General features: G+C 35.4%; 12 protein-coding genes. 2 read left to right on the top strand and 10 right to left on the bottom strand.

From position 1 onward, the window contains the following. The 6 genes from Cyrtocomes_RS03440 to Cyrtocomes_RS03415 all read right to left on the bottom strand — a co-directional run. On the bottom strand, nt 1-225 hold a 225-nt coding region (locus Cyrtocomes_RS03440), incomplete at its 3' end, for an IS630 transposase-related protein (RefSeq protein WP_322497808.1). A gap of 755 nt (nt 226-980) precedes the next feature. Continuing rightward, nucleotides 981-1,322 (bottom strand): DNA-directed RNA polymerase subunit omega, encoded by a 342-nt coding sequence (gene rpoZ, locus Cyrtocomes_RS03435; RefSeq protein ID WP_322497807.1) that lies wholly within the window; start codon nt 1,320-1,322, stop codon nt 981-983. A gap of 43 nt (nt 1,323-1,365) precedes the next feature. Next, nucleotides 1,366-1,890, bottom strand: a complete 525-nt coding sequence (rplI, locus tag Cyrtocomes_RS03430; protein WP_322497806.1) for a 50S ribosomal protein L9 — start codon at nt 1,888-1,890, stop codon at nt 1,366-1,368. Between the two features lie 12 nt (nt 1,891-1,902). After that, nucleotides 1,903-2,196 carry a 30S ribosomal protein S18 gene (gene rpsR, locus Cyrtocomes_RS03425; protein WP_322497805.1) on the bottom strand — a complete coding sequence of 98 codons (294 nt, stop codon included), beginning with the start codon at nt 2,194-2,196 and terminating at the stop codon, nt 1,903-1,905. Between the two features lie 30 nt (nt 2,197-2,226). Further along, entirely contained in the window at nt 2,227-2,541 is a 315-nt protein-coding gene (gene rpsF, locus Cyrtocomes_RS03420) for a 30S ribosomal protein S6 (RefSeq protein ID WP_322497804.1), read from the bottom strand. 481 nt (nt 2,542-3,022) lie between these two features. After that, on the bottom strand, nt 3,023-4,813 hold the full coding sequence (locus tag Cyrtocomes_RS03415; RefSeq protein WP_322497803.1) for a ribonucleoside-diphosphate reductase subunit alpha: 1,791 nt from the start codon (nt 4,811-4,813) through the stop codon (nt 3,023-3,025). A 486-nt stretch (nt 4,814-5,299) separates the two neighbouring features. Between Cyrtocomes_RS03415 and Cyrtocomes_RS03410 the strand changes: the two genes are divergently transcribed. Beyond that, nucleotides 5,300-6,475 (top strand): hypothetical protein, encoded by a 1,176-nt coding sequence (locus tag Cyrtocomes_RS03410; RefSeq protein WP_322497802.1) that lies wholly within the window; start codon nt 5,300-5,302, stop codon nt 6,473-6,475. 17 nt (nt 6,476-6,492) lie between these two features. On the opposite strand, the gene Cyrtocomes_RS03405 is transcribed toward Cyrtocomes_RS03410, so the two are convergent. From Cyrtocomes_RS03405 to htpG, 4 genes are all read right to left on the bottom strand, one after another. Next, entirely contained in the window at nt 6,493-6,927 is a 435-nt protein-coding gene (locus Cyrtocomes_RS03405; protein ID WP_322497801.1) for a type II toxin-antitoxin system RatA family toxin, read from the bottom strand. 75 nt (nt 6,928-7,002) lie between these two features. After that, nucleotides 7,003-7,272 carry a hypothetical protein gene (locus Cyrtocomes_RS03400; protein ID WP_322497800.1) on the bottom strand — a complete coding sequence of 90 codons (270 nt, stop codon included), beginning with the start codon at nt 7,270-7,272 and terminating at the stop codon, nt 7,003-7,005. Nucleotides 7,273-7,280: 8 nt separating this feature from the next. After that, complete coding sequence (gene rnhA / locus Cyrtocomes_RS03395; protein WP_410519697.1) at nt 7,281-7,706, bottom strand: ribonuclease HI; 426 nt, start codon at nt 7,704-7,706, stop codon at nt 7,281-7,283. A 191-nt stretch (nt 7,707-7,897) separates the two neighbouring features. Then, complete coding sequence (htpG, locus tag Cyrtocomes_RS03390) at nt 7,898-9,739, bottom strand: molecular chaperone HtpG (RefSeq protein WP_322497799.1); 1,842 nt, start codon at nt 9,737-9,739, stop codon at nt 7,898-7,900. Between the two features lie 204 nt (nt 9,740-9,943). Here htpG and Cyrtocomes_RS03385 point away from each other — a divergent pair, with 204 nt between their 5' ends. Beyond that, entirely contained in the window at nt 9,944-10,954 is a 1,011-nt protein-coding gene (locus Cyrtocomes_RS03385) for a hypothetical protein (RefSeq protein WP_322497798.1), read from the top strand. The last annotated feature ends 104 nt before the right edge of the window (nt 10,955-11,058 follow it).

Below are 11,058 nucleotides of genomic sequence, written 5' to 3'. Positions count from 1 at the left end.
GTAATTAATTGATTTACAGGCTTTTTCTAACCGCTTAAGTGTTTGGCAAAACATAGATCTTTTTCCGGGATCCGCCTTTGGATGATTTAGTGTTTTTTTATAACCAATCCCTAGACGCTTTATTGCATACTTAATACATGACTCAATTATTCCTAATCTTTTAGCATGGCTATCTGGATGATCCAATATATCTCGTATTAATGCTTCTTTACTGAGCTTTTCCACGGTTTATTCCTAGTTTTCTGAGGCTCTATCGCCTTCTTCCATCTACTTTAGGTTCTAATAGATATGTAGAAACTTAGATCTTCATATCTTCTGCATGTAATTTCATTACTTTCTTTCGAAATTGTAATGTCATTTTACCTCACATCTACTATATATTATGCCATTTTATACTATCTTAGCTATAGATGGTTGTTTAAGTTGAATTCGCATAAGCTGCAATATAGGCAACATCTACCTCAAATAAAATAGCTATAGAGAAATTATTGGCCAATATGAAACAGAGGTAACATTAGTACTTATCTCTATGATGATGTAGTTAAATTCTTTCAATACGCAAACCTCAATTTAACTTACCATAGTAATTTGAGTTGAATTAAACAGGCGTGATATGATTTTTTGATCTAAATGTGACTACAGACTCATACAACCTAGGCATAAGAGAGTATGGCGAAGGTTCATCAAACCAGGCACCAGGAGCTACATAAAGTATTTTCTTTAAGTAGTTATACGAGATTATATAGCGCCTCTTTGAATTACGCTAATTAAACTCAATTTACTATATAATAATGAAATTATACAACACCCTAAATTCGCTATTATTCTTGCTGCTCAATTCAATCACGCAAATACAAGAGCCGCAAATTCAGGATGCGGCATTACATACAAAGTAGAAACTCTAATTAATTTAAAACCACAGCTTTCTTGCCCATACATTTATAGACATACAAGAAAATACCCACTTATGTAGTAATGCCTTAATCTATATTCTCCTCATCATCATGATATACAAACCCCTCATTGCCAGGCTCGGCAGTTTTCTTAGGGCTCGATTGCTCTTTTGGCTCATGTTTTGAGCCTTGCTTCTCAACAACATTCCCAATAACTTCAGCATCTTTAGCATCAAAATATGATGCATCTAGCAATCCTGATGCTATCTCTCTTAATGCTAAGATAGTACTTTTTTCATTTTTAGGACCGGTAGTAATCATGACAGGCGAACCTTTGGCTATATCCTTTGCCCTTAAAGAGGCAACTATAACAAGCTCAAATCTATCCGAAACTTTAGGAAGGCAATCCTCTACTGTAACCCTAGCCATTTAATTTATATATAAGGGAATAATAAAATTTATTAAACACGTATCATTTCACCTCTTCATTAACCTCAGTATGGCTAGGAAGCAGTGTAGCTATCATAGAATTTACCTCTTCATCATTTCTGCCAACCACAACTTTGATAAACGAGGAATGCTCAGGATGCAAGCGGACTTCAACATCATAAAGACCAACCTCCTTTATTTTAGATGCAAGCATTATATGAGTTCTATTCAGTGAATAAGAGTCAATTTTAAGCCCATCACAGAGGGACTCAGCTATATCCTTTAAACTAATGGACCCATATAGTTTATTATCTTCAGAAGCTTGCATTATAAACTTCAGAATATGACCAGAAACCTTTTCACACAACACAAATGCAACAGAAGATTTATCAGATTCCTTTTTACGAAGGTCATCTTTTATTTGTTCGTAAAAGGCAATATTTTGAGGTGTCGCAAATAAAGCTTTCCCTTTTGGAATGAGAAGATTTCTGCCAAATCCAGCGCTCACATGTAAAACATCACCGGATTCACCTAAACCGTTAACCTTTTCTAATAATACTACTTTCATAACTTACCTAACTTAGATCTTTTGGACAAAAGGCAAATAACCAAGCATTCTGGCTCTTCTTATGGCCTTCTTTAGCTTTCTTTGATTTTTTGCAGAAGCACCTGTTAAACGCGCAGCCAACATCCTACCACCTTCAGATAGCAAAAACCTGAGATTTTCAAAATTCTTATAAGAAATATCAATACCATCCAAAGGGCATTTTCGCACCTTAGGCGCGTTAGGCGCGGCTCTATTAAAAAGGATAGTATTTGAGACTACCTCAACCCTATCAACCTCCGGCGTTTTTGATCCTAAATTAACACTCATAATAAAAGCAGAAATAATAAACTTACAGACCTATTTTTTACGCATAGAATGCGCATCTCTAGTGTCCAATCTTAAAAACATAAATCTAATCACGTTTTCACTAACTCTAAAATCGCTTTCGAGTGCATCAAGTGCTTCAGAAGAACCGTCCACCTCCATTTCTACATAATGGCCTTTTTTATTTTTCTTTATAGGATAAGCAAGAGGCTTCAAACCTACATAATCCCTCCTTACTATATTGCACCCAAAACTCTCAAGAGATGAGGCAGTGGAAGAAATGATCCTCTGAATATCTTGCGCAAGGACATCTTGCTTCACTATAAAAGTACACTCGTAACGAGACATATATAAAAGTTAAATCCCCAAGAAGGGAGATTATATACCCCTCTTGGGGAGAAATGCAACAATTTAGTTCATTAATGGTTAAATTAGTTGCATTATGTTCTTTCTAACTAAATACATATATTAACTCCAATTAAAATACCTAGGATAGATTTGGCTATAAAGGGAGTTATATTGGGTTTAAATTAATAATTTAGTTTATCATACTATTATTTATGCAAAAGCTATAAGTGGCTTTATATGTTTGTAAAATAAAGATTTTATAGATGAAAAATGCGCTTTATTATCGTTCTTTTTCAAAACATATCTCTTTCATCAAAGATAGTATTGCATCACCTTTGTAAATATCAGGATATTTTTTCAAATGGCCGTTTAAATGTACCTATTAATCTTCTCTTTATACTTTTTATAAATTAAGTCACTTATAACCAGCACTACATAACATTATGATTTTTACTATTTCACAATAAAGCAATTTATCTTCCTATTGACACGACAAGCACTCTTCATATTTTTCTGTATCTTGTGGTGGTATTGCCATAGAGAGCTGCTTATAACGTTCTTCTGATCTGATTTGACTATCAGGTCGTTGCAAAGATTTAGACCTACAGTAATAAAAGCTCTTTAACCCTTTGAGCCACCCTTCAAAATGTAGCATATGGAGGTCTTTTTTATATATATCAGCGGGCAAAAATATATTTAGAGATTGTGATTGGCATATATATGGAGTCCTATCCGCCGCAAGCTCAATCATCCATCTTTGATTTATTTCAAAAGCAGTTTTAAACACGGCCTTTTCATCTTCACTCAAAAAATCCAAATGTTGTACCGAACCTTCATGCTGCATTATATTAGACCACGTTTCCTGCGTATCCATGCCCTTTTTAGCTAAAAGCCTTTTTAGATACTTATTTTCAACATTAAATGAGCCAGTAAGTGTTTTTTGCATATATGTATTTGCGGAATATGGCTCAATCCCCGGGGAGCAATTTGCCGCTATTATGGAGATCGAAGCGGTAGGAGCTATTGCAGTTTTATGTGAAAAGCGCTCATGTATGCCATAAATCTGAGCATCAGGGCATGCACCCCTCTCATCAGCTAATTTTCTTGACGCCTCATCAACTTTATTTTTTATATCTCCAAATACTCTTTTATTCCAAGATTTTGCAACCACTGATTCCAATGGCACCATCTTGGATTGTAAAAATGAATGAAATCCCATCACACCTAGCCCAACACTCCTTTCTCTGTATGCTGCATATCGTGCATTTTTCTGTGTATCTGGGGCATTATCTATATAGTCCTGAAGGACATTATCTAACATCCTCATGATATCATAAATAAAGCAATCATCATCTTTCCATTCATCATATTTTTCTAAATTTAGCGATGAAAGACAGCATACCGCTGTTCTTTGATTACCAAATTGATCTAAACCAGTAGAGAGCGTTATTTCACTGCAAAGGTTTGATGTTTTGACATCAAGGTTATTTTTCTTATATACCTCAGGCCTCATATCCCGAACCCTATCCTCAAATACGATATACGGCTCACCGGTTTCTATTCTGGCAATTAATATTCTAATCCATATATCTCTCGCCCTTAAAACAGAAATTACCTGCCCTGTTACAGGGCTTTTCAGCGCCCAAGGCCCATCTTCAGCTACAGCGTTCATGAATGCATCTGGTATCATAACACCATGATGTAAATTTAGGGATCTTCTATTAAAATCGCCACCTGTAGGCCTTCTTAACTCTATAAATTCTTCTATCTCAGGATGCGATACTGGAAGATAAACCGCTGAACTTCCTCTTCTGAGACTGCCTTGCGATATAGCAAGCGCTAATTTATCTTGAACTGCTATAAACGGTATAATTCCTGAAGTCTTACCATTACCCTTAACTTTCTCACCTATTGAGCGCACCCCACCCCAATATGTGCCTATTCCACCTCCATGCGAAGCAAGCCATACATTTTCATTCCAAGTTGAGACTATACCCTCCAAACTATCATGCACCTCGTTAAGAAAGCAGGAAATAGGCATGCCTCTGGTTGTGCCCCCATTACTTAAGATAGGTGTGGCTGGCATAAACCATAATTTACTCATATAGTTATAAAGCCTCTGAGCATGCTCCTTATCATCGGAATAGTGCTTTGCTACTCTTACAAATAGATCCTGATATTCCTCGCCAGTCAGCAGATACCTATCCCTTAAAATAGCTTTACCAAATTCAGTCAAGTTACCATCTCTCTCTCTATCAATTATGACTGACACGCCAACTAAATAACAAATTTACAGCAGGCTGGGATTCTATATCTAGTTATTTACTTTTGCAATAAGGCTGATTAGAACGATATATAGCTTATATGTATATCTTGTTTACGCCCTAAATATGCTTATCAATTATTGTCAACTGGTTAGACTGCATGGGGCTAGATGCGCAAAGATGGCTCAGGCCTGTAGCAGCTAATTTGTAAGATCAAGAAATAAATTTATAATTGTTGACAATCTTAAACAATTTATAGCAAATCCTAACAACAACATAACTTTGATTAATATCAATTACAAAATTTATAGAGCCTTCTATATGATATTTTATCTGCGGTTATCACATGTAGATGCTTGAACCTTTATAAAAAGAAGGCTTGAATTGCGCAACACAATTACATCTCTCGTAACATATTCTAATTATATGTAGCTCTTTACTATCTTAGGTGGCTCACCTACTCTTCTTAGAGTAGAGTGATATTTATAACTTATATGAGAACCCAAGAGATAAACCCAGAACTGAATAACATCGCGCGGCGTATTTTGGATATAGCGGAATCAGACATAAGACAAGAACTTCTAAAATTGTATAAAAAACTTACTAATAAGAGTGACAATGATATTATTGAAGATTCTGAGCTTGACGAGTTTTGCAAATCAGATGCCGGGGCAAAGTATGCGGACTTTGCATTGAAGTCATTAGTAATGTGTGACATAATAGCTGATGCGAGGAATGATGCTATAATGGCTACCAACAAGAATTTTACCAATACTAACAAATTGTACAGAGACTTTGCAGACCAATCCCATAAAACCCTAAAAAAAACCATTCAAGAGTGCATTAGATCTTTATATGGAGTAGAAACAAGCCATCCTAATATAGATTATAATACAGAGTTCTTCAACCAAGCTTTAGGAGATGCTATATCCTCTCTTGATAGCAAAATTCAATCAAAACGTCAATCAGCAGCTTTTCTTAGGATCAAGATTATGAATTATATTATCATCGATTATCTAAATAACCTTTATAAACTTAATGGCAAATTGCCTAAAACATTTTTCAAGGACGTTGTATGTGAAACATTAATTGAGCTTATAAATAATGCTATAGGCCTTATGAAGTCCGTCGTAGGTCTTTTTAATGGTGCAAATGGGCCAGCTGCTATAAAACAAAATAATAATTTCCATCTTGAAAGATTAGAACATATAAAGAAGCTAGAGGAATCATTAATTAAACTTCGAACACTAAAGGAGCAGGATCATGAGGGGCAGGATCATGATGGGCAATATGATGAGGCCGCAAAACATCTAAAAGAGGTTTTTACAACTGTAATGAGTGATTTAAAAAGATTAGGAGATAGAAGCGCCAACCACTCCTTACATCGTTTATTCGTTGACACACCATGGAACGCATGGCAGAGAGTTTTAGATTATATTAAACAGGGGCCTGTAGACCAAGGCAGTATATACACCCTTATAAAAAACATGGATGCTGAATATAATAAGCTTACGCGACACGCCAAAAAAATGATAGACGAGCAATACCCTGGAACCACAGGTCTAGACTATAAAACCGTTTCTGAACGTGGTTTTGCAACTGCTTTGCACTCAAGGCTTATTGCGGATATAAAGGGCAGTGAAAAGGGGGGTGGCGGCAAAGGCGCATAATGCTTGCAATACTTAAATTACTTATTTATAGTTTTATGTAGAGTTCTGGCCCTTGCCTCAAAGGCCTGCATCACTTTATTGCATGCTTTGGAAAAAAATACACTAACTACTTTATCCAATATTTTGTTTTTTAACTTTAGAGAAATTTCAAATGTCGCTCTTGTACCATCTTCTACTTTCTGCAAGCGCCAAGAACTATGCATAAATTCAAACAAATCACTCTCCGATACTATATTGATTGTCACATCTTCTGGATTCTTGTTTTCAAAAAAAACTTTAGATACGTAGCTTTCCTCAATACCAGCAAATAGTATTGTCATTTGCGCCTCCAGGCAGTCATTAAGTTTTCTTAATATTTTCGCTTCCTTACACCAAGGTAAAAAATCTTTATAATTATCAACATCAAGTAACACGCTATATAAGCAAGATACCGGTATATCTATAATACTCACTATACTCTTCTTTAACATATTTATAGTTAATGAGTTACATCACTTTTAGAATCTAATATACAAAGATGCCAGAAATTATGATTCAGATGAATTACAGAACTCAATGGCTTGATCAAGCCTTTCCTCTAGTGTTTCAACTTTTATTAAAAGCTTCTCCAACGAAAGCTCCAGATTACTTAAACCAGCTTCTTCTTTATGTATAGATTTCATAAGCAGCTCTAGCTCCTCAAATAGATTTTTTACCTTTGAGATATAAAACCTAGCATCTGCAGTGTAATCTGCGTAAATTAGACGATCGAAATCTAGCATCAGAGTGTCCATTTTGTTCTCGATAAAAGAATTCATAAAAAAAATCAATAAACCTGAGATCTAGCTTCTCTATCTGCCATTTCATTATAAAAATCCCCACTATGCGCTTTGACCCATTTCCACGAAAGTGGTAAGTCACCAGATAAATCATATAGCTCTTTCCAGAGATCTATATTTTTTATAGGGCTACCCCCTGATGACTTCCAACCATTTATCAGCCACCTTTTAATCCAGACCGTGATTCCGTTTTTCAAATAAGCACTATCGGTGTATATAAAGATATTAGCTTCATCACCTACCACCTTCAATCCTTCTATTGCAGACTGCAGCTCCATCCTATTATTTGTAGTATGGCCTTGAGAGCCCTTTACAATTTGAACAGAGTTATCATCAGATACAAGAACGGCAGCCCAACCACCAGGGCCAGGATTACCAGAACAAGCACCATCACAGTAAATCCTTAAACTCACCACACTACTGACAAAAGTAAAACAAATCGCAATAAACGCATACAAGTTCTAGTAAAATCTAGTCCTATTATAAAACAGTCTAAAAAGATTTTTACCAAATACAAGTAACATAATACATATGATTAAAGAATGTGTATTTAGCCCAGAGCCTTTATATCAATCTTTAATTAATCCCGATATTAAAATACATGCTATTCGTGAAATATAGCTACTTTATTTATGTTTCGCACAAATTCGACTATATCACCTATTGGTTCATTTTCAAGAAGACATGCCTGGCCAAATATGAGACTAGCCATACACTCAACCTTATCATTTTCCCCATTCTTATAAAACCTTAGTAGATTCTTTATAAGTTGATGATTCGGATTAATCTCTAGTATTTTTAAAGACCTATTAGGTAACTGTTTCTGCTCTAATAATACATTCTCCATTCTGGAGCTCATATGCCCCTCCTGTATAGATAAGCACGCAGGGCTATCTATAAGCTTTGTTGAAATTTGTACATCCTTCACCTTACCATCCAGAATATTTTTCAAGCAACTAATTAGAATATCCTTATCTTCATTATTAACATGAATTGCCTCAGAATCATCATTAAACTTCTCAATATGATCCAAATCTATACTAGAGCTTGTAACTGATCTAAGTGCATAATTTTTGTAATTACTAATAACATTAACCCAAAAATCATCTACATTATCATTAAGAAGTAGTACATCTACGCCCCTTTTCTTAAAGCCATCTAGATGAGGTAAATTCCTTAAAGAATTAAGATTAGAATTACCTGTTATATAGTATATTTCATTCTGACCGTCTTTTATGTTTTTGATGTATTCATCAAGAGTTATCATTTTATCCTGCGAATTCATGGAGTGAAAGATACATAAATCAAGTAACCTTTCCTTCTCATCTAGAGCTCCTTGGCATAACCCCTCTTTTATCACCTCTCCGAAATTAGACCAAAATACTGAGAAGCTCTCAAAATTCTCAATTCTCTTTTTCTCAAGTGAAGAAAGTATTTTACTGACTAATGATTTTTTAATTCTATTTACTATGTTGTTATGTTGCAAAGTTTCTCTGCTCACATTAAGCGGAAGATCAGCAGAATCCACCACCCCTTTAACAAACCTTAGATATGAAGGTAAAAGACCAGATTCTTCATCCGTTATAAAGACTCTATTGATAAAAAGTTTAACCCTGGATTTAGCCTGAGGGTGCAAAAGGTCATATGGCTTATTATTAGGTATAAATAACAGGCTTCTATATGAAACATTTCCCTCAATATTGTTATGTATTATAGCAAATGGTTTGCCTGGCATATAATAAATATGGCTGTAAAAACTTTCATATTCTGCCTCGGATACAGAATTTGGGTTTTTTATCCAAATTGCATCCTCTTTATTTAACCTGGTCTTTTCTCCATTTTCTATGAAATTTATTGGAAATGAAATATGATCCGAATAGGTCTGAATAAGATGTTGTACCCTATATCTCTCCAAAAATTCCGCCTTAGATTCTTTTAATTTTAAAACTACTCTAGTACCCCTAGCAAGTACAATATCAGATTCCTCAACAGAAAATCCCTCTTGCCCATCAGAACTCCATACATAGGTTTTTTCCCCTTGTGATGAATATACGGAAACACTCTCCGCTACCATAAAAGATGAATAAAATCCTACGCCAAATTGGCCTATCATATTTGCATCTTTAACAGATTGTATCTGCTCGATGAATTTTTGTGTCCCAGAAGTTGCTATACTACCCAAATTACTAATAAGCTCCTCTTGACTCATTCCTATTCCATTATCCTCTATAATTAACTCCTTATTCTTAGGATCGGTCCATATATTTATCTCTAAATTATCTGCGGCCCTCCCCTCATTAAGCAGCATATATCTTAGTTTCTCACATGCATCAGAAGAATTTGAGATCAGCTCTCTTAGGAAAATATCCTCATTCTTGTATACAGAATGTATCATCATCTGCAACACTTTGCCTACTTCTGCGGTAAATTGCATCTTATGCGTCATATAACATTTTGTAAGAATAAATAGCTTCAGCACTACTTAGTGAGCAGAAAATTAATATCAATACTTCAATAAAGAAAATTTATATGAGCAACTGATAGCGATGGATATCATATATTGATTATTTTAGCCATCTAGAAGCTAACCGGTTGAATTTATTGGTATTCTCTTTAGTATGAATTTTATTATGTTTTTAAGTAGGGTAGCATGAATAAGTATATTATTACTTTGCTGAAATTAATTACATCTACTACTATATTCGCACACTGTAGCTATGCAGCTATTACAGATGGAAAGTATGGTCACAATCAGGCTTTTAGTGCGAGCAGCCTTAGCACTCCACTTCCTGAATCAGGACGGGAATTTTCTATATACGGCGTTAATGCACCATGGATGTGCACACCAGATGGGAGCGCTTGCGTACCAATGTGGCTTGGTACAAGTGCGTATTTAGCTTGCCGTTATACTAATGACCCCGTACAGCCAGTATCATTACAGTTATACTCGATAGCTGGCGACAACCCACAAGATGCGTGGTTAGATGGAAATATATTTGGGCTAGATCATGCCGGTTTTTTACATGTTTCTAACGTTGATCAGAATGGCGCCATACAGAACGAACATAAAACTGTTTTTAAAACATTTATATCTAATTCAAAGGGGCTCAATATTGGAGATAGTACATCATATACACCACAAAATGGTGGCGCTGCATCACTTGCAGATCTACAGGCTTATCAAGCGACAACTAGATTATTAGGGCCAGGAGAAGAAGCAACGCCTCCTCAATCAAAACTTGCAGAGGCAATCATAGCCCTAAACAATAAAAAAGCTTATGGAATTGCTGCCATACTAGTTTCTTTCTTTGATTCTCTTGATAGTGATGTACGGCAAGCATTTACTAATTTAATAAATAATTCAAGTGTGGTGTACTCAGGGTCCGCATTTTCTGGTTATTCTAGTAATAGTACAGCCCTCTCCAAGGCAGTTGATCAGTTATTGCCTATCTATGTTGGCTCTGATGCAATATTAGATATCCAGGAGAGTGTATATAACACTGCCAAATCCAGGAATTTTATTCATAAGCCAAGGACTGGAAAAGACCTGTGGGTTGAGCCACTATACACAGCTTCTTCTCAAAAAGATCAAGAGAGTACAATTGGTTACGATATGAAAGCAAGGGGGCTGATTTGCGGAGTTGATACTAGGCACTGTTAACAAAGGTTGTATTTAATAGATGCTAAAGCTATAAAGGCAAGGAAAGAGAGATCGGATTTCTCAAATCGTAATGCTAAGCGTCGATTTTCTTTGAGTTTAGCGAA

It is taken from the genome of Candidatus Cyrtobacter comes (genome assembly GCF_034470605.1).
GTDB lineage: Bacteria > Pseudomonadota > Alphaproteobacteria > Rickettsiales > Midichloriaceae > Cyrtobacter > Cyrtobacter comes.
Note: the sequence above shows the minus strand (reverse complement) of the source record. Positions and strands in the feature narration are given on the sequence as shown.

What these genes read in the sequence shown, in the direction of transcription:
- rpoZ (WP_322497807.1), bottom strand. Translation starts at nt 1,322, where the DNA reads ATGGCTAGGGTTACAGTAGAGGATTGCCTTCCTAAAGTTTCGGATAGA.
- rplI (WP_322497806.1), bottom strand. Translation starts at nt 1,890, where the DNA reads ATGAAAGTAGTATTATTAGAAAAGGTTAACGGTTTAGGTGAATCCGGT.
- rpsR (WP_322497805.1), bottom strand. Translation starts at nt 2,196, where the DNA reads ATGAGTGTTAATTTAGGATCAAAAACGCCGGAGGTTGATAGGGTTGAG.
- rpsF (WP_322497804.1), bottom strand. Translation starts at nt 2,541, where the DNA reads ATGTCTCGTTACGAGTGTACTTTTATAGTGAAGCAAGATGTCCTTGCG.
- Cyrtocomes_RS03410 (WP_322497802.1), top strand. Translation starts at nt 5,300, where the DNA reads ATGAGAACCCAAGAGATAAACCCAGAACTGAATAACATCGCGCGGCGT.
- Cyrtocomes_RS03400 (WP_322497800.1), bottom strand. Translation starts at nt 7,272, where the DNA reads ATGAATTCTTTTATCGAGAACAAAATGGACACTCTGATGCTAGATTTC.
- htpG (WP_322497799.1), bottom strand. Translation starts at nt 9,739, where the DNA reads ATGACGCATAAGATGCAATTTACCGCAGAAGTAGGCAAAGTGTTGCAG.
- Cyrtocomes_RS03385 (WP_322497798.1), top strand. Translation starts at nt 9,944, where the DNA reads ATGAATAAGTATATTATTACTTTGCTGAAATTAATTACATCTACTACT.